The sequence below is a fragment of the Gluconobacter sphaericus NBRC 12467 genome (genome assembly GCF_006539125.1).
Taxonomy (GTDB): domain Bacteria; phylum Pseudomonadota; class Alphaproteobacteria; order Acetobacterales; family Acetobacteraceae; genus Gluconobacter; species Gluconobacter sphaericus.
On record NZ_BJMK01000001.1, the window covers coordinates 326,690 to 349,469 of the forward strand.

20 protein-coding genes, 1 tRNA gene and 1 pseudogene are annotated in these 22,780 nt (G+C 61.2%); 9 read left to right on the top strand and 13 right to left on the bottom strand.

Annotated elements, in window-relative coordinates; genetic code table 11:
* Window positions 1–86: 86 nt before the first annotated feature.
* The 3 genes from dapD to GSP01_RS01540 are packed head-to-tail and all read left to right on the top strand — an operon-like array spanning window position 87 to window position 2,687.
* Window positions 87–917 (top strand): 2,3,4,5-tetrahydropyridine-2,6-dicarboxylate N-succinyltransferase, encoded by an 831-nt coding sequence (gene dapD, locus GSP01_RS01530; protein WP_141349908.1) that lies wholly within the window; start codon window positions 87–89, stop codon window positions 915–917.
* Between the two features lie 4 nt (window positions 918–921).
* Window positions 922–2,067: a succinyl-diaminopimelate desuccinylase gene (gene dapE, locus GSP01_RS01535; RefSeq protein ID WP_141349910.1), complete on the top strand. Its 1,146-nt coding sequence runs from the start codon at window positions 922–924 to the stop codon at window positions 2,065–2,067.
* Complete coding sequence (locus GSP01_RS01540; protein ID WP_141349912.1) at window positions 2,064–2,687, top strand: hypothetical protein; 624 nt, start codon at window positions 2,064–2,066, stop codon at window positions 2,685–2,687. Before dapE ends, GSP01_RS01540 begins: the two co-directional genes overlap by 4 nt.
* Here GSP01_RS01540 and truA read toward each other — a convergent pair.
* From truA to def, 3 genes are read right to left on the bottom strand one after another with little or no spacing between them, the layout of a single operon-like run.
* The gene (gene truA, locus GSP01_RS01545; protein ID WP_141349914.1) at window positions 2,684–3,499 is read right to left on the bottom strand and encodes a tRNA pseudouridine(38-40) synthase TruA; all 816 of its coding nucleotides are present in this window, start codon (window positions 3,497–3,499) and stop codon (window positions 2,684–2,686) included. The two genes, GSP01_RS01540 and truA, sit on opposite strands and share 4 nt — an antisense overlap.
* Window positions 3,492–4,406 carry a methionyl-tRNA formyltransferase gene (fmt, locus tag GSP01_RS01550; RefSeq protein ID WP_141349916.1) on the bottom strand — a complete coding sequence of 305 codons (915 nt, stop codon included), beginning with the start codon at window positions 4,404–4,406 and terminating at the stop codon, window positions 3,492–3,494. The genes truA and fmt overlap by 8 nt, the downstream gene beginning before the upstream one ends.
* 6 nt (window positions 4,407–4,412) lie before the next feature.
* A complete protein-coding gene (def, locus tag GSP01_RS01555; protein WP_141349918.1) occupies window positions 4,413–4,967 on the bottom strand; it encodes a peptide deformylase in 555 nt (184 codons plus the stop codon).
* 192 nt (window positions 4,968–5,159) lie between these two features.
* On the opposite strand from def, the gene GSP01_RS01560 reads away from it, so the two are divergent.
* The 3 genes from GSP01_RS01560 to GSP01_RS01570 all read left to right on the top strand — a co-directional run bounded on the left by GSP01_RS01560 (window position 5,160) and on the right by GSP01_RS01570 (window position 6,402).
* Window positions 5,160–5,672: an Hsp20 family protein gene (locus GSP01_RS01560; RefSeq protein WP_141349920.1), complete on the top strand. Its 513-nt coding sequence runs from the start codon at window positions 5,160–5,162 to the stop codon at window positions 5,670–5,672.
* A gap of 92 nt (window positions 5,673–5,764) precedes the next feature.
* Window positions 5,765–6,016 carry a DUF1150 family protein gene (locus GSP01_RS01565; protein WP_011253358.1) on the top strand — a complete coding sequence of 84 codons (252 nt, stop codon included), beginning with the start codon at window positions 5,765–5,767 and terminating at the stop codon, window positions 6,014–6,016.
* Window positions 6,017–6,039: 23 nt separating this feature from the next.
* Window positions 6,040–6,402: a RidA family protein gene (locus GSP01_RS01570; RefSeq protein WP_141349922.1), complete on the top strand. Its 363-nt coding sequence runs from the start codon at window positions 6,040–6,042 to the stop codon at window positions 6,400–6,402.
* Between the two features lie 74 nt (window positions 6,403–6,476).
* Here the strand turns inward: GSP01_RS01570 and GSP01_RS01575 are convergent, their stop codons facing one another.
* The 9 genes from GSP01_RS01575 to GSP01_RS01615 all read right to left on the bottom strand — a co-directional run bounded on the left by GSP01_RS01575 (window position 6,477) and on the right by GSP01_RS01615 (window position 14,323).
* Entirely contained in the window at window positions 6,477–7,283 is an 807-nt protein-coding gene (locus GSP01_RS01575; protein ID WP_141349924.1) for an aminotransferase class IV, read from the bottom strand.
* Window positions 7,280–8,614 carry an anthranilate synthase component I family protein gene (locus GSP01_RS01580; RefSeq protein WP_141349926.1) on the bottom strand — a complete coding sequence of 445 codons (1,335 nt, stop codon included), beginning with the start codon at window positions 8,612–8,614 and terminating at the stop codon, window positions 7,280–7,282. The genes GSP01_RS01575 and GSP01_RS01580 overlap by 4 nt, the downstream gene beginning before the upstream one ends.
* A gap of 60 nt (window positions 8,615–8,674) precedes the next feature.
* On the bottom strand, window positions 8,675–9,991 hold the full coding sequence (gene rpoN, locus GSP01_RS01585) for an RNA polymerase factor sigma-54 (protein ID WP_141349928.1): 1,317 nt from the start codon (window positions 9,989–9,991) through the stop codon (window positions 8,675–8,677).
* A 9-nt stretch (window positions 9,992–10,000) separates the two neighbouring features.
* Window positions 10,001–10,756, bottom strand: a complete 756-nt coding sequence (gene lptB / locus GSP01_RS01590; RefSeq protein ID WP_141349930.1) for an LPS export ABC transporter ATP-binding protein — start codon at window positions 10,754–10,756, stop codon at window positions 10,001–10,003.
* A complete protein-coding gene (locus GSP01_RS01595; RefSeq protein ID WP_141349932.1) occupies window positions 10,753–11,712 on the bottom strand; it encodes an LptA/OstA family protein in 960 nt (319 codons plus the stop codon). The genes lptB and GSP01_RS01595 overlap by 4 nt, the downstream gene beginning before the upstream one ends.
* On the bottom strand, window positions 11,709–12,515 hold the full coding sequence (gene lptC, locus GSP01_RS01600) for an LPS export ABC transporter periplasmic protein LptC (RefSeq protein ID WP_228123656.1): 807 nt from the start codon (window positions 12,513–12,515) through the stop codon (window positions 11,709–11,711). The genes GSP01_RS01595 and lptC overlap by 4 nt, the downstream gene beginning before the upstream one ends.
* Complete coding sequence (locus GSP01_RS01605) at window positions 12,512–13,510, bottom strand: KpsF/GutQ family sugar-phosphate isomerase (protein WP_141349934.1); 999 nt, start codon at window positions 13,508–13,510, stop codon at window positions 12,512–12,514. The genes lptC and GSP01_RS01605 overlap by 4 nt, the downstream gene beginning before the upstream one ends.
* A 19-nt stretch (window positions 13,511–13,529) precedes the next feature.
* Complete coding sequence (locus tag GSP01_RS01610; RefSeq protein WP_141349936.1) at window positions 13,530–14,174, bottom strand: ribonuclease D; 645 nt, start codon at window positions 14,172–14,174, stop codon at window positions 13,530–13,532.
* A gap of 62 nt (window positions 14,175–14,236) precedes the next feature.
* A tRNA-Leu gene (locus tag GSP01_RS01615) sits at window positions 14,237–14,323 on the bottom strand.
* Between the two features lie 109 nt (window positions 14,324–14,432).
* Here GSP01_RS01615 and GSP01_RS01620 point away from each other — a divergent pair.
* From GSP01_RS01620 to gltB, 3 genes and pseudogenes are all read left to right on the top strand, one after another.
* Window positions 14,433–15,458, top strand: a complete 1,026-nt coding sequence (locus GSP01_RS01620; protein ID WP_228123655.1) for a complex I NDUFA9 subunit family protein — start codon at window positions 14,433–14,435, stop codon at window positions 15,456–15,458.
* Window positions 15,459–15,610: 152 nt separating this feature from the next.
* Window positions 15,611–17,051, top strand: a pseudogene (locus GSP01_RS01625) (NAD(P)-dependent oxidoreductase).
* Window positions 17,048–21,568, top strand: coding sequence for a glutamate synthase large subunit (gltB, locus tag GSP01_RS01630; protein ID WP_141349938.1), 4,521 nt, complete (start codon window positions 17,048–17,050; stop codon window positions 21,566–21,568). The pseudogene GSP01_RS01625 and the gene gltB overlap by 4 nt, the downstream one beginning before the upstream one ends.
* A gap of 23 nt (window positions 21,569–21,591) precedes the next feature.
* Here the strand turns inward: gltB and GSP01_RS01635 are convergent, their stop codons facing one another.
* Window positions 21,592–22,725, bottom strand: coding sequence for an acyltransferase family protein (locus GSP01_RS01635; RefSeq protein ID WP_141349940.1), 1,134 nt, complete (start codon window positions 22,723–22,725; stop codon window positions 21,592–21,594).
* Window positions 22,726–22,780 lie beyond the last annotated feature (55 nt).

Genomic DNA, 22,780 nt, shown 5'->3' on the forward strand with positions numbered 1-22,780 from the left:
CGTCAGGAGTAAAGATCCGTTGACATGAAACCCCTGGAACCGCATGGTCCGGCGGATTTTTGCTTCTTTTTTACCGGACCGACCTGATGCCGAATGCACCCCTTCGTACCGCCATTGAAGCTCTGTGGGAGCGTCGTGCGACGCTCAGCGCCCGTACGGAAGGCGAAGACCGCGATGTCGTGGAGAAAGTCCTGTCTGCTCTGGATGCCGGAACGCTGCGTGTCGCTGAGCCGTTTGCAGATGGCTGGACTGTTCATGAATGGCTGAAGAAGGCGGTCCTGCTGTCGTTCCGTCTGAATGACAGCAGGGTCATGGAGCGCGGTTGTGGTGGTGAGCCGGCCTTTGACAAGGTTCCGCTGAAGTTCGATGGCTGGGACCAGTTCCGTTTTGCCGAGGCCGGTTTCCGTGCGGTTCCGGGTGCGATCGTACGTCGCTCTGCGTTTATTGCGCCGAATGTGGTGCTGATGCCGAGCTTCGTGAATGTTGGCGCGCGCGTCGATAGCGGCACAATGATCGATACCTGGGCGACGGTTGGCTCCTGCGCCCAGATCGGCAAGAACTGCCATATCAGCGGCGGTGCGGGCATTGGTGGCGTTCTGGAACCGCTGCAGGCTGCCCCGGTCATCATTGAAGATGACTGCTTCATCGGGGCGCGTTCGGAAGTGGCCGAGGGCGTGATCGTTGAGAAGGGTTCCGTTCTGTCGATGGGCGTATTCCTTGGCGCCTCCACCAAGATCGTAGACCGTGCGACGGGCGAAGTTTTCATGGGCCGCGTCCCTGCCTATTCCGTCGTTGTGCCGGGCACGCTCCCGCCGAAGGAGCCGGGTATGCCGTCGCTGGCCTGTGCGGTAATAGTCAAGCGCGTGGACGAGCGGACCCGCTCCAAGACCTCCATCAACGATCTTCTGCGCGACTGATCCCGTGACGGGGTCAACCTTTCCAACGGATCCTGTGGCGCTGGCCCGGGATCTGTTACGTTGCCAGTCGGTCACGCCCGCCGACGGAGGGGCTCAGGCGCTTCTGGCTGGTGTGCTGGAAGGGATGGGATTTGAGACGTTTCATCTCCCGTTCGGGCCTGCTGACGCGCCGACACCCAATCTTTATGCACGGTTGGGGAAAAAGCATCCCGCGCTTTGCTTTGCGGGGCATACAGATGTCGTGCCGCCGGGCGAGGGCTGGGCGCATGATCCTTTTGCAGCAGTTATAGAGGGTGACCGGCTTTATGGACGCGGGATTGCGGACATGAAGGGCGGGGTGGCCTGTTTCGTGGCGGCTGTTGCTCGCCGTTTGGCGCTGGGGGCACTGAAGGGTTCCGTCTCACTGCTGATTACGGGAGACGAAGAAGGTCCGGCGCATTTCGGGACGAAGCCGGTCATTGAATGGCTGGCAGAGCGGGGTGAACTGCCTGATTTCTGCGTTCTGGGTGAGCCTACGAATCCCCAGGCACTGGGGGATGTCATCAAGATCGGCCGTCGGGGCAGCATGAATGCTGTCGTGACCGTCCATGGAATGCAGGGGCATGTGGCCTATCCGCATCTGGCGGATAATCCGGTCCATCGCCTTCTGGCAGCGTTTTCCGAACTGACGGCGCGAGAACTGGATACGGGGAGCGAGTGGTTTGATCCATCGTCCCTTCAGGTCACGAGCATCGATGTCGGGAACGGGGCAACCAATATTATTCCTGGAAGTGCTGTCGGCCGGCTGAATATCCGGTTCAATGATCTACACACCGGGGCTGCTCTGACAGAATGGATCGAGGACGTGGTGCAGCGTCATGCGCCCCGGGCTGACGTGCAGGTGTCTATCAGTGGCGAGGCCTTCCTGACACAACCGGGCGATGCGGTGACGTGTCTGTCCGAGGCTGTACGCAGTGTCACGGGACGGACGCCCCGGCTCGATACCGGCGGCGGGACGTCGGATGCTCGGTTTATTTCGCAATACTGCGAGGTGGCCGAGTTCGGGCTTGTCGGTGCGACCATGCACAAGCGTGACGAGAACGTGGAGCTTGGGACGCTGGAGGATCTGACACGGATTTATCTCGCGTTCATGGAAGGATACGGGCTGTGACTTCGGGACGCCCGGGGCCGCTCCCTCCCACCGGAAATATGGCCATTCCGCTGGGCGTATGGCTTTTGGGGCGGGGGCGGTCCGAAGGGATCAACTGTTTTGCACCAGGAGCGGGAGCCCTGTTCGCAGCTCTGGCGCCGACGGTTGCGCTGGCGGTCATCGGTGTGTGGATGGCGTTTATGCTCTCACCTGCCGAAAGGATCATGGGGCTGGTGCGGGCTGTGGTGCCGCTGGTCTGCACACTGTTGCAGCTTGTTGTGTCGGAGCTTTATGCGGACGTCCTGAAGCGCAAGGGTCTATGGACGCGTTATGCAACGGCATCGCTTTGGTGCGGGTGGCTGCCACTGGCCATGCTGATCATGGCGCAGGGTGTGTTGCATCTCATGATTCCGGGCACTGAGGCCTCCAGCCAGGCGCTGGGCGGTCTCGCTTTCGGGGCGCAACTCTATACACTGTGGCTGACTTGGTATGTGACGAAGGTCGGGCTTGTGACGACCAGCTGGCAGGCTTTTGTAATGACCGTCCTGCAAACCCTGCCGGTAGGAGGGTTGCTCTGGATCTTGTGGCTGCTGCCGCCGCATTACAACGCGGTTGTCGATCTGCTCGGGCTGTCGTCCTAGGAGCGGTTGAAAGGATCGTCGGGATAGCCGACATCCATCAGGCAGAGTCCCTCGGGAGGAGCTGTCTGCCCGGCCGCGCAGCGGTCTTTTGCTTCCAGAATTTCAATAATCTTTTCGACTGGCCACTGACGTGAGCCGATCATCATCAGGGTGCCGGCCATGTTGCGGACCTGATGATGCAGGAAGGAGCGCGCCTTCGTGTCGATCATGACCAGTTCGGCATCACGGTGGACGTTCAGGACGTCCAGCGTGCGGATGGGGCTTCGGGCCTGACAGGCGACGGCACGAAAGGATGTAAAGTCATGCGGGCCGAGGAGATGGTTTGCGGCCTGCTGCATGAGGTCTACGTCCAGCGGGCGCTTGATATGCCAGACGCGGTTTTCCATTAACCCCGGACGGGCGGGGCGGTTGAGGATGGTGTATCGGTAGCTGCGCCATGTGGCGGAGAAACGCGCGTTCCATTCTGGGCTGACTTTCGCGGCTTGCAGCACAACGACGCGGTGTGGCTTGAGATGATAGCCCATGCCGTCGCGGATTTGCCGGGCGTCGATCAGGGCGTCATCCGGGAAATCAAGGTGGATGACCATGCCAGCCGCGTGGACGCCGGCATCCGTGCGGCCAGCGGTGATGCTGGGAACGGGGCGATTGCGGACCAGCTTCGAGGCGGCAGCTTCGATCAGGCCCTGAATGGAGGTGCCGTCGTTCTGCTTTTGCCAGCCGAGATAGCCGGTGCCGTCATATTCGATGCGCAGGGCCCAGCGGTTCAGACCGGTAGGCTCAGCGAGAGGCTCCGCAGCCTTCGTATCAGACAAGGCGGGTGCCTTTCGGCACGGGCTGACCGCGCAGGAAGTCGGAAGTGGATATCATGCTACGACCGGGTTTCTGCAGGCGATTGATACGTAGGGCACCGGTACTGCAGGCGATGGTGAGACTGTCATCAAGCGTAGTGCCGGGGGCAGCGCTATGGCTTTCGGCGGGTAGCCGGGTAGCTGCGCCGATCTTGAGGACGACATCGTTGAGCGTGGTGAACGCGCCGGGCCACGGCGTTAGACCACGGATCTGACGGTCGATCTCCGCGGCGCTGCGCGTCCAGTCGATACGTCCGTGATCGCGGGTCAGACGTTCGGCGTAGGTGACGCCGTCTTCGAGCTGCGGCATGGGTGTAGGCTGTTCGGCTAGCGCACGTACGACCAGACGGCCGCCGATTTCGGACAGGCGATCATGCAGCGTGCTGGCAGTATCGGTCGGGCTGATGGGGGTGGCTTCTTCCAGCAGCACCGCGCCGGTGTCGAGGCCTTCATCCATCTGCATTATGGAAACGCCGCTCTGCGTGTCTCCAGCGATGATGGCGGACTGGATGGGTGATGCGCCACGCCAGCGGGGCAGGAGGCTCGCATGGATGTTCAGGCAGCCCAGACGCGGGGCGTTCAGCATTGCTTTCGGCAGGATGAGGCCATAGGCGGCGACCACGGCGGCGTCGGCATTCAGGGCAGCGAAGGCTTCGTGTTCAGCTGCGTCGCGGCGGACGCGTGCGGGCGTGCGTACCTCGATTCTGGCAGCTTCGGCGGCTTCATGAACCGGCGAGCGGCGAAGCGCTTTGCCACGTCCTGCCGGACGGGGCGGTTGCGTGTAGACCGCGACCACCTCGTGACCGGCGTCGAGCAAGGCATGCAGCGCCGGGACTGAAAAGTCCGGCGTTCCCATGAAGATCAGCCGCATCGGGGATCAGCGCCTTCCGAGTTTCTGCTCTTTGGCCAAGCGGCGCATGATCATGTTGCGCTTGAGCGTCGAGAGGTGATCGACGAACAGGATGCCGTCAAGATGGTCCATCTCATGCTGGATGCAGGTGGCAAGCAGGCCGGATGCATCGCGCTCGATCGTCTCGCCCGCAAGGTTGCGGTAGCGCACGCGGATCGATTCGGGGCGGACGACTTCGGCATACTGGTTCGGCAGGGAAAGACAGCCTTCCTCACGCGCGGCAAGCTGATCGGAATCAGAAATGATTTCCGGGTTGATCAGCAGCATGGGCTCACGCGGTGCGTCTTCCTCGGCCACGTCCACCAGGGCGAAGCGCATGCCCAGACCGACCTGCGGGGCGGCGAGGCCGATGCCCGGTGCCTTGTACATGGCGGAAAACATGCCCGGAAGCTGTTCGCGGATAAAGGCAATGTCTTCGGGACGCACGTCACGGGTGACCTCCCGCAGCACGGGCTGGGGGGCAATCAGGATCGGGGTGGGCGGCACCGCGTCGATGCCGGACAGGAAATCGAATTCGCTCATGTCCTGCGATGTAGCGAGCGCGGGCGCCAAATGCCAGTCTAAGATCAGGTCTGAGTGCAGGTTTTGCGTTGCGTTCTGTAAGGGTAGAGCTTGCATCTGTGCGGATGGACACCATATCGTAGGGTCAGCCGGTTGCCGCATGTATGGGACCGGCCCTGTGTATGTCTCGCTCATGGAGGAGGCTTTAGCCCTATGTCCGGTCGCTTGTTCACATCCCCGATGTTTCTCGGTTTCGATCACCTTGAGCAAATGCTCGAACGTGCTGCCAAATCGACGTCTGACGGGTATCCCCCCTATAATATCGAGCAGCTCAGCGCCACGGCCCTGCGGATTACGCTGGCTGTCGCGGGCTTCGTAATGGACGATCTGCAGATCACGCAGGAAGATAACCAGCTTGTGATTCGCGGCCGTCAGGCGGATGACAGTCAGGGACGCATCTTCCTGCATCGCGGGATTGCGGCGCGGCAGTTCCATAAGGCATTCGTGCTGGCCGAAGGGATCGAAATTGGCGGCGCCTGGCTTGATAATGGCCTACTGCATATTGATCTCCTGCGTCCGGAGCCGGAAGTGCGCGTCAAGCGAATTGCCATTTCGCAAGGGCGACGCAGCCCGGCACCCGGGCCAACGGTCCATCATGAAGTAGTGCCCCCTGTCGTGAAGGCGCGGCGTACGACGCGGCCGGCTCGCGATATCGATGACGAATAGATCCGGCACGTGCTTCTGCCGGTCACACTTTCTACAGATTGAACCCAAAGGCCGGGCGGCATGAGCCGCTGTGGCTTCAGAAGGAACCTGAATTGAACAATCCCTTCGAAAACGGTGATCGTTCGGACGACAAACTCCCTGCGGATCTGCGCCGCATCACGGGGCCGCAGCTCCTGACGCTGGGCATGTCGCATCTCGCTTACGTCAAATCCGTCATGCATGACGGGGAGCTGGTCGTGGCCATCCATGCCGCCGACGGGACGCCCATGGCGGTCGCGGAAGACGAGGAAAGTGCACTCGATGCGATTCTCGAGCATGAGATGATCCCGACCCTGCTTCAGTAAATCCAGCCAGAAAGTCCACGCCCGTGAGAAAGAATGCTGATATTTCCCGTCACCTCGAAGAAGAGCGCCTTGCGGGCGTGGTCGTCCATAATGGGCTAGCCTATCTGGCAGGTCAGGTTACGGATGACGCCAGTCTCGATACGGAAGGGCAGACGGTCGACGTTCTGCGCCAGATTGATGCGCTGCTAGCCTCTCTGGGGACAGACAAAAGCAGGATCCTGTCGGTGCAGATCTTCCTGACGGATATCGGAGAAATCGGTGCGATGAACCGTGCCTGGGACGCATGGCTCGATCCGGCGAGCAAGCCAGCACGCGCTACGGTCGAGGCAAAGCTGGCCGTGCCGGAATGGCGTGTTGAGATGACGGCGATTGCGGCGTTGAAATAAGGGCCTGCTATTGGAGCACTGAAAAGCCGCCTTTCGATCGGGAAGGCGGCTTTTTTGTGCCGATAAGGGCCGGTTCAGGCAGAGAACAGAAACTCTCTTAGTCGCCTGTCCAGTTCCTCGTGCAGGGACAGACCATGCTCGTCGATATCCGATACGGCGGTCAGCGATAATGCATTGACCAGCCACACGCCTGTGACCGTTTTGAGATCTTCAGGCAGAAGACTACATTCCGTGCAGAAGCCGCCTTCCAGAAGCCGGGCCCGGGATGTTCCCGGCAACGCGCCGTCATGGATGGGCGGCGTGTGCAGACGTCCTTCCCTCAGAAACAGGATGTTCGCAGCGCTGGCTTCGGCAACAGCTCCCGTCGTTCCCAGAAGAAGCGCATCGTCCAGTCCTGCTGCGCTGGCTTCCATACGACTCATAATGGAGGGGAGGAAAGCAAGTGATTTGACACGCGCCAGTGGAGAATTTCCGTCCCGCCGGTAGCGACTGAGACCCAGCCGGACCGGAGCCGACACAGTCATTGTGGAAGCCGTGCCCTGAATGAGAACTGTCGGATTCGGCATAGCGGGGGGCACAAGGCCACGCGGCCCGGTGCCCCGTGTGACCGTTAGGCGCAGCGATCCGTCTGATAGATTCGTGGCGTGCACCAGGTCGGATACGGCCTGTGTCAGTAGCATTCGATCCGGCGCAGGCAGGCGAAGAATCGCGCATCCTTCCTCAAGCCGTGTGAGATGTCGCGTCAGATGAGGCGTTTGTCCGTTCGCAACGCGGATTGTTTCAAACAGACCATCGGAGAGCAGAAATCCTCGGTCATTCGGAGCAATATATGCATCTGTAATGCCCAGAAGGCGTCCATTGAGCCAGACTGTAGCGCTCATGCTTCAAAGGCCTTCAGGATCGGGGCGGCTTTCAGGAGCATTTCCGCATATTCCCGCATCGGATCGGACAGCACGGTAATGCCGCCTCCTGCACCGACGGAAATGGTGTTGCCCGACCGGGCCATGCTGCGGATGATGACGGAGCTGTCCATGGCCCCATCCTCGCCAATGCGGAACAGGCTGCCGCAATAGGATCCACGGGCAGAGGCTTCCAGAAGGTCGATGATCTCCATAGCGCGTTTTTTCGGAGCCCCCGTGACGGAACCTGGCGGAAGCGTGGCCTGAAGCAGATCAATAGCGTCCAGTTCGGGACGAAGCTGTCCCTGAACGGCCGAGACCAGATGCAGGACATGTGGGAACCGTTCAACCTTCGATAACTGTGGAACGCGCACGGAGCCGATCTGCGAGACGCGACCAATGTCGTTCCGCATCAGATCCGTAATCATCAGGTTTTCGGCGCACTCCTTTTCGTCTGCAGCCAGGAGGCGGCTGTTCCTGGCCGTTTCTTCCGCCGTCTGCCCCAGGGAAATGGTGCCCTTGATGGGGCGCGTTTCGATCAGCCTGTTCCGTGAAAGGGAAATGAATCGTTCCACAGAGGCACTAAGCAGCGAAAAATTCGGCGTTTTCAGATAGGCCCCGAACGGTGCCGGGGAGGTCTGCCGCAGTGTCTGGTAGGCAGTCAGTTCATTGAAATCGTCACCACAGTTCGCAATCCAGCGCATCGTCAGATTGGCCTGAAAAATATCGCCGGCCCGGATGAAGGCGATGATTCTGCGAACTGCGTCCATCCAAGTGTCCCGTGGCTGTTCAGGCCGAAAATGCAGGAAGGGTTTGGCAGGTCGTATTGCGGGTGAGGTCAGATCAGGGAGCGGGTTTCCTTGCTGGCTGATCCACCAGCAGCGTTCTTCATGCCGGTCGAACGCCAACACATCCTTAAAAGAAGCAGCCACCAGTCTGGGCGCAGAAGAAACATGTCGGGACGGAACGTTTTCAAGCGCCATGCCCGCTTCATAACTCATCATACCAATCACCCCGCCGGTAAAGGGGATGATGCTTTCTGCTCTGGGGCAGCGGTTCGAGGCGGCGGCCATATCGCGTATATGCGACCAGACATCGCCTTTTACGGACATGTCGTTTCTGCGGAGGCTTACCGCGTTCCAGTCGAGGGTCTCGGCAGGAGACAGGCACAGAAAGGACCAGCGGGCACGTTCGTTCGTGTCTGGACCTCCACTATCGAGAAATGCGGCCCAGGGAGCGGATTCCATGGCGGAAAGCGCCTGTTCAGGCGGTCTCCAGGGAATTTCAGTGAGAGGCGGAGGAACGCGGGACATTCAGGCTCCGTAAGGGAAGTTCTGCCAGCCTGTCAAAGCCTTGCATCTCTGCTTGATGCGTCAGGACGTGCGGCGCAGCCGCTTGCGCTGGCTGGATTTCGCAATACCAAGCCCCTCGCGATATTTCGCAACGGTGCGGCGCTGGATGGAGAAGCCTTCCTTTTGGAGGAGAGCTGTCAGGGCATCATCGGACAGGACGTCGTCGCCTTCTGCTGAGATCAGTCCCTGAAGACGATGCTGGATGGCGTGGGCGCTCTGGGTCGTGCCGTCTCCGGATGGAAGAGCGGTTGAAAAGAAGAGCTTCAGTGGGACGGTTCCCTGCGGTGTGTCGATGTATTTGTTGCTGACAATGCGACTGATGGTGCTTTCATGCAGCTCCGTGCGCTCGGCGATTTCGCGCATGGTCAGGGGACGCAGGGCGGCTGGACCGTCGCGCAGGAAGGCGGCCTGATGCTGGACGATGGCATAACCGACGGTGAGGAGCGACTGTTTGCGGTTTTGCAGGGCACGGATCAGCGCTGTGGCTTCGGTGGCATAGGTGAGGAGTGTTTTTCCGGCGTCCGTATGGCTGTCAATCTGCGCACGCAGTGCATCGTCGAAGCGGAGTTTGGGAAGCAGGCGCGTGTTGAAGGTCAGGCGAAACCCGGAGCCGTTAGCGCGAACGATCAGGTCGGGTTCAATAGGTGGCGCGGGTGGCGGAAGGCTGAGGCCAGGGTGTGGATCAAGGGCCTGAATCTCGGACAGCATGTCCAGCAAGTCTTCCTGATCGAGGGCGCATTTTTCGCGGAGTTTGCGCCAGTCCCGTCGGGCGAGGAGATCCAGATTGTCGAGCAGGATCTGCATCGCGGGATCGAGCCGGTTCCGGACCCGGAGTTGTGCGGCCAGACATTCTTCAAGGGAGCGGGCGAAAAGACCCGCTGGCTCAAAATGCATGAGGATCTGTCGGATTTCTTCGAGCCGGGAGGCATCCATACCAAGTGCGGTCGCGAGATCCGTGACAGACACAGTCAGACGACCGGTTTCATCGAGCGTGTCCAGTAGATGGAAAGCGGCGTTCTGCTCATCTGGAGGAATGGAAAGGCGGATCTGAAGGACCAGATCGTCACGGTCGGACGGGGGCGGCGCTGCGGCTTCCGGACGGTCGGGCGCTATGGTGAAATGGTCCGGGTCGTCATCGTGGAACTCGTCTGACGCAGGCAGGGCGTCAGGGACTGAGACATCGGGCTCCAGAATGAGGAGTGGGTTGGTCTCACAGACCTGCCGGAGATGCTGGGCGAGATCGGTCTGCGTATATTGCAGTAGGGCGATCGCCTGGCGCAATTGAGGCGTCATGACGAGAGACTGCGACTGACGCTGGATCAGGCCCGGGACAAGCATCCCGGTATGTTACAGCGAGAAATTCTCTCCGAGATAGACCCGGCGGACATCTTCGTTCGCAACAATGGCTTCGGGTGTCCCTTCCATCAGGACTTGGCCGCCATGCATGATATAGGCGCGGTCAATGACTTCGAGCGTTTCGCGGACGTTATGGTCCGTGATCAGCACCCCGATACCGCGATCCTTCAGATGCGAAACGAGATCGCGGATTTCACCGACGGCAATCGGATCAATGCCGGCAAGCGGTTCATCAAGCAGGATGTAGTTCGGCTGGCTGGCGAGTGCACGGGCAATTTCCAGACGGCGGCGTTCACCACCGGACAGGGCGAGCGAAGGCGAGCGGCGTAGATGGGTAATGCCGAACTCGGCCAGCAGGCCGTTAAGCATCAAGTCGCGCTTTTCCGGGTCGGGCTCGACGACCTCAAGTGCCGCCATAATGTTCTGTTCGACATTCAGGCCACGGAAAATGCTGGCTTCCTGCGGCAGGTAGCCAACACCGAGACGCGCACGGCGATACATCGGAAGTTGCGTGATGTCCGCGCCATCCAGCGTGATGGTCCCGGTGTCGGGCTGTACGAGGCCGACGATCATATAAAAACTGGTCGTCTTGCCCGCACCGTTCGGGCCGAGGAGGCCAACGGCTTCGCCGCGCTGCACCTGAAGCGAGACGTTCTTGACGACTGCACGTTTCTTGTAGGATTTGCCGATGCCACTTGCGACCAGACCGGTCGGGGGTGGCGGAGAGGGGATGTAGCTGTCTGTCACTTGGGTGCCTGGCTGCTGTTGGCCTCGTTCGGCACGACGAGCCCCTGAATGGGCGAATCCGTGCCCGGCAGCATGGTTGCAATGCCGGTCTTCATGTTCACGATGGCCTGCGAACCATTATTCTGGTTTTGGCCCTGCGTGACATGCACATGCCCGATCAGGCGTGCGATCTGGGTGTCGAAAACATAGACGCCGCGGTCGCCGGTAGCGGTCTGGGTCGGGGTACGGAGGACAACGTGTCCCCAGCCGTAGGCGCGGTCGAGCTTTGAGGCGCCGCCGCCCATCGGATTGGAGGAATCGGTGGCCTGGGCCGGCTTGGCCGACTGTGGCTGTCCTGGTGCAGGTGCGTCGCTGGGTTTGCTGAAGGAGACCAGAACGTCCGCCTTGACCTGCTTGCCATCATTGGTGGTTACGGTGGCATCACCGCGACCGACCGACATGCGTGTCTTCGAGTGATACTCCATCACGTCACGTGCAGTCAGGACGTCCTGCGGGGTCGTCAGTTTGAGATGCTTTCCGGTCATGACCATTACGGCCTGATCCATGTCGTACAGGGCATGATCGCCCCAACCCTGATCGGTCTGGTTGTAAATATGGACGTTGCCGCGAGCCTCGATCCGATACAGCTCAAGAGAACCTCCCATCGGGTCGCCGCTGTTATCCTTGGCGTTAGCCGGGGAAGGAGGAGGAGCAGGCTGTCCCGGAGGTGGAGTTTTCTTGCGCAGATATCCGATCAGCGTGTCCGCATCGACCGTCACATCTCCACGCACGGCCCGTGCGCCTCCCGTAAGCGTCACGGTCTGGGCGTTGCGGTCATAGATCTCTTCTTTTTTCCAGAAGAGCTGGACGGCTTCGCCGTGGGACATGTCCAGTCCGTCCGCATGTGCCGGGGCTGGGGGAAGCGCGAGCGGCAGGGCGATGAGGAGGGGGAGGAGGGCTGCGGGGCGGGGGGTCATTTTTCGGTCTTCAGTCCTTGCAGGTGCAGGCGGGCCGCCGCACTCGGAGGGCCGTTGTCATCGTTGCGGACCGTCAGTCCCGGTCCTGTAAACTGCATGATACCTGCATGCTGGTCCAGAAAATAGCCTTGGGCGTCCTGCCGGCCGAAGGGACCTTCAGCGTGGACCCAGTCGCGGGATGCGATCACGCCGGCTTTAAGGTCCAGATCGGCGGAGGGGCCGTTCAACAGCAGGCCGTCGTCACGGTAGAGCACGACGTTGTCGTCGAGATCCAGCGTCTGTTCGTGCTGCATGTAAACGCCGCGATCGGAGCGGATATGGGCCCAGGAGTTGCCGGAGAGTTGGATGTCGGCGACCGGGTCGATCAGATCCACGCGATCAGGGCCCTGTTGGTGGGTGGTGCGGGCGGTGATCATGTAGGGGTGGTTATGGGCATCGAGGCCGCGATAGGTGGCCTGTTCCATGTTGCCGCTTTCCACGCGCAGACGAGCCATCTCCTTCAGGGCGGCGCGGTTCTGGTTCACGAGATGGGATATCTCGGGCCAGGCGGCGATGGAACTGAGCAGGACGAGGGCAAGGCCTGGCAGCGCCCATTTGGCGAATCCCAGGAGGGAGCGGCGGCGGGCAAGCTGTTCGGCGTCGGGGGCCTGACGGATGCGCTGGAAGGCTGCGCGGCGCAGGCTGTCGAGACGGGCGAGACTCTCGGCGCGGTCGGGATCGAAATCTTCGCGGCGGATGCGGGGCTCGCCGTTTTCGGGGGGCGGAGCATTGGGGCCGGGAACGTTCGGGGTAGGGCCGTTCATGACAGGCCGCTTCGCAGGAGGTCGTGGACGTGGACGATTCCCGTGGGGCGCCGATCTTCATCCACGATGAAGAGGCTCGTGATGGGGCGTTCGCGCTGGTTCATGAGTTGCAGCACGTCCTGCGCCAGTGTCGTGGGGGTGGCGGTGACGGGGGCGGCGTTCATGACGTCCTTCGCCGTGGTTGTGTCGAGGTCACCGGAGAGGGCGCGGCGCAGGTCGGCGTCCGTGATGAGGCCCTGAAGTACACCATTGTCATCAGTCACACCCATGCACCCGAATGACTTGCGTGTCATCTCGAGAATAACGGAGCGCAACGAGAGGCTGCTCTGTCCGAGAGGGAGGGCGTCACCTGTGTGCATCAGGTCACTGATGGGGCGCAGGCGGGCACCGAGGAGGCCGCCGGGGTGGAAAACTCCGAAGTCACGGGCGGTAAAGCCGCGTTTTTCAAGCAGTGCGAGGGCAAGTGCGTCGCCCAGGGCGAGTTGCAGCAGGGTGCTGGTCGTCGGCGCCAGCCCCATCGGGCAGGCCTCGGTGCTCGTGGGGAGGACCAGTGGGATCTCGGAAGCGCGGGCCAGGGCGGAGGTGCCGACCGAAGTAATGGCGATCACGCAGTGCTTCTGTCGGGCGGCATAGGCCAGAATCGCGGCGAGCTCGGTGCTTTCGCCGGAATTGGAGAAGGCCAGGATCAGGTCGCCCGGGGCCACCATGCCCAGATCGCCGTGGGCGGCTTCTGCGGGGTGTAGGAAAAGGGAGGGCGTGCCGGTGGAGGCAAGGGTGGCCTGAATCTTGCGGGCGATATGGCCGGATTTGCCGATCCCGGTGACGATCAGGCGGCCTTCGCTCTCGGCGATGCGGTTCACGGCCTCGCAGAAGGCTTCTCCGAGCGGGCCGGAGAGGGCGTGTTCGAGGGCCTGAAGGCCTTTGCGCTCGATAGAGACGGTCTGGAGTGCCGAATCGAGCGCAGTACGGAAGGGGCGGGGCGACGGACGGTGCATGTTCAGGCCAGGCGGGAAATCAGGCGCGATGCGAGAAAATGTCGGGCTCTTCGTAGCCCATGAGGTCCAGTCGGCAGCGGGCCGGAAGGAAATCGTAGCAGGCCTGCGCAAGGTCACGGCGGTTTTCACGGATCAGCATGGCTTCGAGCTTATCCCACAATGCGTGAAGATACAGCACGTCCGAAGCGGCATAGAGGAGTTGGTCAGGGGTGAGGGTTTGTGCGCCCCAGTCTGAACTCTGCTGGTGTTTGGAGATTTCGACGCCAAGAAGGTCGCGGCACAGATAGGCCAGGCCGTGGCGGTTGGTGAAGGTGTAGACCAGTCGGGCGGCGATCTTGGTGCAGATAACCGATGGGATTGTGATGTCGAAGGCGTTCTGCAGGACTGCGACGTCAAAGCGTGCGAAATGCATCAGCTTGGTGACGGAATCGTCTGTCAGAAGAGCTTTGAGGTTCGGGCAGTCATAGCCGCGGCCACCCATGGAGGCCGGCTTGATCTGGACGAGATGGGCTTCACCGTCGCCGGCTGAAAGCTGGACGAGGCAGAGGCGGTCACGATGGGGATTGAGACCCATAGTCTCGGTATCGATGGCGACGAGAGGGCCTAAATCAAAGTCATCCGGCAGATCGCCGTCATGAAGATGGATGGCGCTCTGCGAACTCATTTGTCGTCACCAAATTTTTTTGATCACCAGAGGATCGAGGCAGTATGTTGCCTGATCGTCTGTGGTGCCCAGAAGAAGACTCGAACTTCCACGTCCTTTCGGACACAGGTACCTGAAACCTGCGCGTCTACCAATTCCGCCATCTGGGCTCAGAAAGCACCGGGTTTTTTCAGTTTCCTGGAGCATCCCGGCTCGGTGAAGAGGCGTTTACCCCTGCACGTGTGGGGCGTCAACAGCTAAACTGAAAGAAAAACAACAATGCGTACAAATTTTTCCGTAGAGGGGACTGGCGGCGGCATGAGTGACGGGATTTGTGAAGGGAGCGGGCCGGACAGGGGCGTGCAGTCCGTGGGGCGGGTTGTGGCGGTTCTGGGCGGTGGAGGCTTTGTTGGTCGCGAGCTGGTGGGGCGGCTTGTGGCGTCGGGGCATGTGGTGCGTGTTGGCAGTCGCAATCCCGAGGGCGATCAGGCGTTGGCCCGCTTTCCGGGTGATGGGCGTGTGGAGTTCATCAAAGCGTCCGTGAATGACGTGGGTTCGCTGGAGCGTCTGTTCAGTGGAGCTGATGCGGGAATCAATCTTGTGTCGATCATGTCGCCGGATGTGAAGGCGATGCATCGCGTCAATGTGGAGGGTGCGCGTCTGGCGGCGCTTGCGGCGCAGCGCGAGGGCGTAGGGCAGTATATGCACATGTCTGCCATCGGGGCTTCGATACGCTCGCCTGGGAATTATGGGCGGAGCAAGAGGCTGGCCGAGTGTGCGGTGCGGGAGGTGTTTCCGGAATCTGCGCTATTGCGGCCTTCAGTGATTTTTGGGCCCGACGACAGTTTCTTCAACATGTTCGCGTTGATTGCGAAGCTCTCGCCGGTGTTGCCGGTGTTTGCGGCGGGGACGCGGTTCCAGCCGGTCTATGTTGGGGATGTGGCGCGGGCGGCGATGGCGCTGCTGACGCCGGAGCGTGCGGGCATGACAGTCGAGGCGGGTGGGCCGGATGTGCTGACCATGAAAGAGCTGATGGCGTTCGTGCTGGAGGCGTCGGGTCGTCGTCGGTTGCTGTTGCCGGTGCCGGACTGGGTGGCAAAGCTGGAGGCGGAAATCCTTGAGGCGTTGCCGGGGCATCTGCTGACGCGGGATCAGGTCGTGATGATGGGGCTGGATAATGTGGTGCAGCCGGGTGCGGATGATCTCCAGTCGCTCGGGATGAAGCCGACGGCGATGCGGAGTGTGGTGCCGGGTTATTTGAATGGTAGTGTTTGTGAGACTTGGCGGCGGTTTCGGAAATTATAGGTCCGATATGGACCTAAATAAGTGTGTGAAAAATGCCTCAGGAAGGCTGTGGATGGGGTATTTCCAATGAAGGGTCAGCACTGCTGACTATTATTGGATAAAGTGACGGAATAGCTGCATTCTTACTCGCATGTTTGCAGGAGACACGACGCATGGCCGAACGGATGTTGCAGTTCGTCACCCACCCCCAGGTGCTTCCGGAGAAGCGCGATGCGGCTGAACGCCGTCAGGACTTCGGGGAGATTTATCGTGGGTTCGCGCGCAGCCGGGCGGAAGAGCAGGCGTCGCGGTGTTCGCAGTGCGGGATTCCGTTCTGCTCCGTGCATTGTCCGCTGGGGAACAACATTCCCGACTGGCTGAAGCTGACGGCTGAGGACCGGCTTGAGGAAGCGTATGAGATGTCGTCCGCGACGAATACGTTTCCGGAGATCTGCGGGCGGATCTGTCCGCAGGACCGGCTGTGCGAAGGCAACTGCGTCATCAACAAGGGCTTTGAAAGCGTCACCATTGGTGCTGTCGAGCGCTTCATCACGGAAAATGCGTTCGAGCAGGGTTGGGTGAAGCCGGCACTTCCGGATCGTGAACTTGGGCGCAGTGTCGGGGTCGTGGGGTCTGGTCCTGCGGGGCTGGCCTGTGCGGAGCGGCTGCGGGCGCAGGGTTATGAGGTTCATGTCTATGAGCGTCAGGACCGTGTGGGTGGATTGCTGACTTACGGCATTCCGAGCTTCAAGCTGGAAAAACATGTGGTGGCGCGCCGTCATGCGCTGCTGGAAGAGCAGGGGATCGTGTTCCATCTCTCCACGCCTGTTGGTTCGGGCGAGGGGGAGACGGCGCTTGAGGATCTGCGGGCGCGGCATGATGCGGTGTTTCTCGCGACGGGTGTGTATCGCTCGCGCGATGTGAAGGTGCCGGGGGCTGGTCTTGAGGGTGTTGTCGATGCGATCGACTTCCTGACGGCGTCCAACCGTCGTGGCTATGACGAGGATCCGGGCGAGGATGCGGCGCTTCATGCGAAGGGCCGTCGGGTTGTGGTTATTGGCGGTGGTGACACGGCCATGGACTGCGTGCGCACGTCGATCCGTCAGGGTGCCGAGCGTGTGACCTGTGTTTACCGCCGGGACCGGGCGAATATGCCGGGATCGCGGCAGGAAGTTTACAATGCCGAGGAAGAAGGTGCGCAGTTCGAATGGCTGGGCTCGCCTGAGGCATTTCTCGGTGATGGCAGCGTGTCGGGCGTACGGGTTCTGAAGATGCGACTGGGGGCTCCGGATGCGTCGGGGCGCCGGTCTATCGAGGGCACGGGGCAGCATGACGTGATTGAGGGCGATCTGGTCATCAAGGCTCTGGGCTTTGATCCTGAGGATCTGCCGGGGCAGTTCGCGGCTCCTGATCTGGCTGTGACGCGCTGGGGCACGCTAACGGTGCCGCCGGGTGGCTTTGAGACGAGCTTGCCGGGTGTGTTCGCCGGGGGCGATTATCGTGCGCGGAGCGAGCCTTGTCGTCTGGGCGATCAAGGACGGCCGGGATGCGGCCGATGCGATCCATCATCATCTGACTGAAACAGTAACCGGTTCTCTGGAGGCCGCGGAATGACACAGAATAACGATTTCATCCGCGAGTATGCCGAGAATGTCGAGCGTCTGAAGGGGCTGTATGACCCGTCGCAGGAGCGCGATTCCTGTGGTGTGGGTCTGGTCGCGGCGCTGGACGGCAAGCCGTCGCGCAGTGTGGTTCAGGCAGGCATCGAGGCGCTGGGTAATATCTGGCATCGCGGTGCGGTGGATGCAGACGGTAAGACCGGCGATGGCGCGGGTATTCATGTAGAAATTCCGCAGGATTTCTTTGCCGAGGCGATCCATAATAGCTCCAGCGACGATACGATTGATGGTCGTATCGCAGTGGGCATGGTGTTCCTGCCCAAAACCGATCTGGGCGCGCAGGAGCGTGGCCGTCAGATCATTGAGACGGAAATTCTGAACTTCGGTTACGGGATTTATGGCTGGCGTCAGGTGCCGATCGACACGGCGTGCATTGGCGAGAAGGCCAACCAGACGCGGCCGGAGATCGAGCAGATCATGATCCGCAACCGGCTTGGCCGGTCCGAGGACGAGTTCGAGCGTGACCTGTATGTGCTGCGTCGGCGGATCGAGAAGCAGGCGACGGCGCACCAGGTTGATCTGTATGTGTGTTCGATGTCCTGCCGTTCGGTAATCTACAAGGGTATGTTCCTTGCTGAAAACCTGACGGATTTTTATCCGGATCTGCTGGATGAGCGGTTTGTGTCGCGGTTTGCGATCTACCATCAGCGGTATTCGACCAATACGTTCCCGACCTGGAAGCTGGCCCAGCCGTTCCGCAAGGTGGCGCATAACGGCGAGATCAACACGATTTCGGGCAATACGAACTGGATGCGTTCGCATGAGACGCGGCTCGCGCATCCGGATCTGGACCCGTACATGGCGGATCTCAAGCCTGTCGTGCAGGCTGCTGGCTCGGATACGGCAGTGCTGGACAATGTGTTTGAATTGCTGACTTTCGCCGGGCGTGATGCGCCTATGGCGAAGACGATGCTGGTACCGGCATCGGCGGGCGCGAACTCCGCGATGTCCGATGCGGCGCGGTCGTTGTTTCGGTATTGTAATGCGGTGATTGAGCCGTGGGATGGTCCGGCGGCGTTGTGTGCGACGGATGGGCGTTGGGTTGTGGCCGGGCTGGATCGCGCCGGGCTGCGTCCGCTGCGATATAGCATCACGCAGGATGGTCTGCTCATCGTGGGCTCCGAGACGGGGATGGTCCGGGTGCCGGATGCGCGGGTTAAAAGCCGCGGGCGCCTTGGTCCAGGGCAGACGCTTGCGCTGGATCTGAAGGAAGGGCGGCTTTACCAGTCTGAAGAGTTGCTCGAGATGCTGGCGTCACGTCAGGATTTCCAAGGCTGGGTGAAGCGCATCCGCGATATCGAGCCGATCGTGCGCGATGTTGTGGAGCCTGAGGCGCTGGACGCCGATCTGCTGCGGAGGCATCAGGTCGCGGTCAGTCTGACGCATGAGGAGCTGGAGACCATTCTGCACCCGATGGTGGAGAATGCGGCCGAGGCTCTGGGGTCGATGGGCGATGATACGCCGCTTCAGGTGTTGTCCACGATCTATCGCGGGTTGGCGCATTATTTCCGTCAGGGGTTCAGTCAGGTAACGAATCCGCCGATCGACTCCCTGCGCGAGACGCGAGTGATGAGCCTGATTACGCGGCTGGGTAATCTGGGGAACATTCTCGACCAAGCGCCGGAGCAGTGCGATCTGTTGCAGTTGCCGAGCCCGGTTCTGACGATTGGTGAGTTTGACGAACTGCGGAAGGTCTGCGGCGAGAATGCTGGCGTGATCGACTGCACTTTCCCGGCCGAAGAGGGCGAGGAAGGTCTGCGGGCGGCGATTGCCTCCATCCGGGCGCAGGCGGAAGATCATGTTCGCGGCGGATGCACGCATCTGTTCCTGACGGACGACAATACGGATGCAACGCGGGTTGCGATTCCGATGATCCTCGCGACCGCGGCCGTGCATATCCATCTGGTGCGTAATTCGCTGCGGACGTTCACGTCGCTGAACGTGCGGACGTCCGGGGCGATCGACGTGCATGCGATTGCCGTCACGATTGGTGTTGGTGCGACGACGGTGAATCCGGCGCTGGCGCAGTATTGCGTGGCGGACCGGCTGCGGCGCGGGCTGTTCGGGAAGATGTCTCTGCGTGAGGCGATGGAGCGGTATCGCAAGGCCGTGGACAAGGGTCTGCTCAAGATCATGTCCAAGTCGGGCATTTCGATCATCTCGGCCTATCGGGGCGGGTATAATTTCGAGGCAATCGGGTTGTCCCGCGCGCTGGTGGCGGAGTTCTTCCCGGGGATGCCGTCGCGGATTTCGGGGATCGGTCTGCCGGGCATTGCACGCAATATCCTTGGCGCACATGCGGCGGCGTGGAACCGGAAGGTCGAGGCACTTCCGGTCGGCGGACGCTATAAACTGCGCCGTCAGGGTGAGACGCATGCGTTCTCGGGGCAGCTTGTGCACATGCTCCAGAGTGCAGTGACGGCGAATAGTTTCACGCTGTACCGGCGTTATGCGGATGCGGTGCGTCAGATGCCGCCTGTGGCGCTGCGGGATCTGCTGGATTTCAAATCGGCCCATGCGCCGGTTCCGGTGGACGAAGTGGAGAGCATCACGCAGATCCGGCGTCGTCTGGTGGCGCCGGGAATTTCGCTCGGCGCTCTGAGCCCCGAGGCGCATGAGACGCTGGCGATTGCCATGAACCGGATTGGTGCGAAGTCCGATTCCGGTGAGGGTGGCGAGGATGCCGAACGGTCCAAGCCGCGTCCGAACGGGGACAATGCGTCTTCGGCGATCAAGCAGGTGGCGTCCGGGCGTTTTGGCGTGACGGCGCAGTATCTGAATGACTGCCGCGAGATCGAGATCAAGATGGCGCAGGGTGCGAAGCCCGGCGAGGGCGGGCAGCTTCCGGGCTTCAAGGTGACGGAGCTGATCGGGCGTCTGCGTCATGCGACGCCGGGGGTGACGCTGATTTCGCCGCCGCCGCATCACGACATCTATTCGATCGAGGATCTGGCGCAGCTCATTTACGATCTCAAGCAGATCAATCCGACGGCGACCGTCACGGTCAAGCTGGTGGCGCGGACCGGCATTGGTACGATTGCGGCTGGTGTGGCGAAAGCCAAGGCGGATGCGATCCTGATTTCCGGCCATTCTGGCGGGACGGGTGCGAGCCCACAGTCTTCGATCCATTATGCGGGTCTGCCGTGGGAGATGGGGCTGTCCGAAGCGCATCAGGTTCTGATGCTCAACCGGTTGCGTCATCGTCTGGTGCTGCGGACGGATGGTGGCATCAAGACGGGTCGTGACGTTGTCATGGCGGCGATGCTCGGTGCGGAAGAGTTCGGCATTGGTACGGCGGCGCTTGTGGCGATGGGTTGCATCATGGTGCGCCAGTGCCACTCCAACACCTGTCCGGTGGGTGTGTGTGTGCAGGACGAAAAGCTGCGGGAGAAGTTCGGGGGATCGCCTGAGAAGGTTATCAACCTGTTCACGCTGATTGCGGAAGACATTCGGCATATTCTTGCGGAACTGGGCGTGCGATCGCTCGAAGAGGTGATCGGACGTACGGATATGTTGCGTCAGGTGTCGCGTGGCGCGGATTATCTGGATGATCTGGATCTGAACTCCCTGCTGGTTCAGGCCGATCCGGGCGAGCATGCGCGTTACTGCACCCGTGAAGGGCGTAACGAAGTGCCGGAGACGCTGGACGGGCAGATCATTCCCGATGCGACGGCGCTGTTCGAACGTCGGGAAAAGCTGCACCTGCATTACACCGTGCAGAACACCCATCGTGCGATCGGTACGCGGGTTTCTGGGCTGATTACGCGCAAGTTCGGCATGAAGGAGCTTCCGGAAGGGCAGCTCACGCTGTCGCTGCGCGGGTCTGCCGGCCAGTCTCTGGGGGCGTTTGGTGTGCAGGGGCTCAAGATCGAGGTCGAGGGCGATGCCAACGACTATGTCGGCAAGGGGCTGTCGGGGGCGACGATTGTTGTCCGCAAGTCACCGGCGGCGCAGTGGGCATCCGAGCAGAGCGCGATCATTGGCAATACGGTTCTGTACGGGGCGACGGCGGGGACGCTGTTTGCGGCCGGGCAGGCGGGTGAGCGCTTTGCGGTCCGCAACTCGGGGGCGACGGCCGTGGTTGAGGGCTGTGGCTCGAATGGCTGTGAATACATGACGGGTGGGACGGTTGTGATCCTTGGGGAGACGGGCGACAATTTCGGCGCCGGTTTCACGGGGGGCATGGCTTATGTTCTGGACGTGAAGGGTCGGTTCGAGGCGCAGATCAACCCGGATACGGTGATCTGGAGCCGTGTGCCGGCTGGCAGTCGCTGGGATCAGGAGCTTCGGGCACTTGTGGAGCGGCATGTGGCGGAGACGGGCAGCACTTATGCTGCGGATCTGCTGCATTGCTGGGAGCAGACGCTGGAGCGGTTCTGGCATGTTGTGCCGCGCGATTATGCGCGGATTATCGGCTACGTTCAGGAAGACCTGTCCCAGCTTTCGGCCTGAACAAACGTTTTACCCCTGTCTGGTTACCTCTGTCTGGGACGGAGTTTCAGGCAGGGGCGTTCCACAAGGTGCCATGACAGGATCGCGCCGCCGAGGGTGGTGAGGATCGTGAGGAGCAGGGCGTATCTGCGTTCGAGGCCGTAGCGGGTCTGAAGGTCGCTCGCCATCATCACTAGCGGGAGATGGCACAGATAGAGCGCGTAGCTGTGGGTGCTGATGCTGCGGACTGCCGGGCCGATCAGGGGCGGCAGGGTTCGCAGGCGCATCATGGCGGGCATGCACAGGGCATAGCCCAGTCCCATGACATCAAATGAAGCCATGGCGCTGAAGCGCGGGGGCCAGAGTGCACCATCTCCGGTATTGCGCCACCAGACGGTGAGCACGATCGCCGTGCCTGCGGTGGCGAGCAGTGTGCTGTAGCGGGTGACGGCGGGTCTGTACCTGTAAAGCCAGGCGGCGGCGATGCCCCATGCAATTGAGTCGAAGCGGCAGGGGACGATTTTGCTGGTGACTTCGTCCCAGTTGACGTCCGTGGGGAGCGACAGGCGCCAGCAGAGCGGGACGATGAAAAAGGCCGCGAGTGTGGTTCCGAAGGCTGTGGAGGGTTTGATCCGACAGGCGAGGAGCGTCAGTAGCAGGGCGGGGAAGGCGATGTAGAACCATTCCTCCACGCAGAGCGACCAGGTGGCGCCGTACCAGTTCGAGACCATGGGCCAGCCGAGATTTTGTGTCAGGGTCAGGAACCAGGGCAGGGCGTGGCGGGCTTCGTCCCATGGCACGCCGTAAGGGCCGAAATACGCGAGTGGGATGAGTAGCGCGAATAGCCAGAAATAATAGGCGGGCAGGGTGCGCAGCCAGCGGCGGAGCAGGAAGATGCCCCAGCCTTTCACGGATGTTCTGCGTTCCAGCAGGTCCAGCATGATCGTGCCGATCAGGAAGCCGCTGAGGACGAAGAACAGCATGACGCCGTAGAAGCCGAGCACGGCCAGGTGAAACGGGAGGGGCTGGTGCCACCATGCACAGAACAGGCTTCCGTCATGGCAGATCAGGACATCGAGAATGGCGACCGTGCGGACCAGGTCGGGGCCTGCGATTCGTTCGCGCAGGTTTTCAAAGGATGTCAGCGGAACGGATGCCTGAGGAGGGTATATTTGCATGAAGTGGCGGGAGATCCGGAGTTGCGGGCTTTGCGGCGGTTTTACACTACGGTTT

Coding starts and splice junctions, on each gene's coding strand:
- dapD (WP_141349908.1), top strand. CDS start 87: ATGCCGAATGCACCCCTTCGTACCGCCATTGAAGCTCTGTGGGAGCGT.
- fmt (WP_141349916.1), bottom strand. CDS start 4,406: ATGCGGCTGATCTTCATGGGAACGCCGGACTTTTCAGTCCCGGCGCTG.
- def (WP_141349918.1), bottom strand. CDS start 4,967: ATGAGCGAATTCGATTTCCTGTCCGGCATCGACGCGGTGCCGCCCACC.
- GSP01_RS01560 (WP_141349920.1), top strand. CDS start 5,160: ATGTCCGGTCGCTTGTTCACATCCCCGATGTTTCTCGGTTTCGATCAC.
- GSP01_RS01575 (WP_141349924.1), bottom strand. CDS start 7,283: ATGAGCGCTACAGTCTGGCTCAATGGACGCCTTCTGGGCATTACAGAT.
- GSP01_RS01580 (WP_141349926.1), bottom strand. CDS start 8,614: ATGTCCCGCGTTCCTCCGCCTCTCACTGAAATTCCCTGGAGACCGCCT.
- rpoN (WP_141349928.1), bottom strand. CDS start 9,991: ATGCTTGTCCCGGGCCTGATCCAGCGTCAGTCGCAGTCTCTCGTCATG.
- GSP01_RS01595 (WP_141349932.1), bottom strand. CDS start 11,712: ATGACCCCCCGCCCCGCAGCCCTCCTCCCCCTCCTCATCGCCCTGCCG.
- lptC (WP_228123656.1), bottom strand. CDS start 12,515: ATGAACGGCCCTACCCCGAACGTTCCCGGCCCCAATGCTCCGCCCCCC.
- GSP01_RS01605 (WP_141349934.1), bottom strand. CDS start 13,510: ATGCACCGTCCGTCGCCCCGCCCCTTCCGTACTGCGCTCGATTCGGCA.
- GSP01_RS01610 (WP_141349936.1), bottom strand. CDS start 14,174: ATGAGTTCGCAGAGCGCCATCCATCTTCATGACGGCGATCTGCCGGAT.
- GSP01_RS01620 (WP_228123655.1), top strand. CDS start 14,433: ATGCGTACAAATTTTTCCGTAGAGGGGACTGGCGGCGGCATGAGTGAC.
- gltB (WP_141349938.1), top strand. CDS start 17,048: ATGACACAGAATAACGATTTCATCCGCGAGTATGCCGAGAATGTCGAG.
- GSP01_RS01635 (WP_141349940.1), bottom strand. CDS start 22,725: ATGCAAATATACCCTCCTCAGGCATCCGTTCCGCTGACATCCTTTGAA.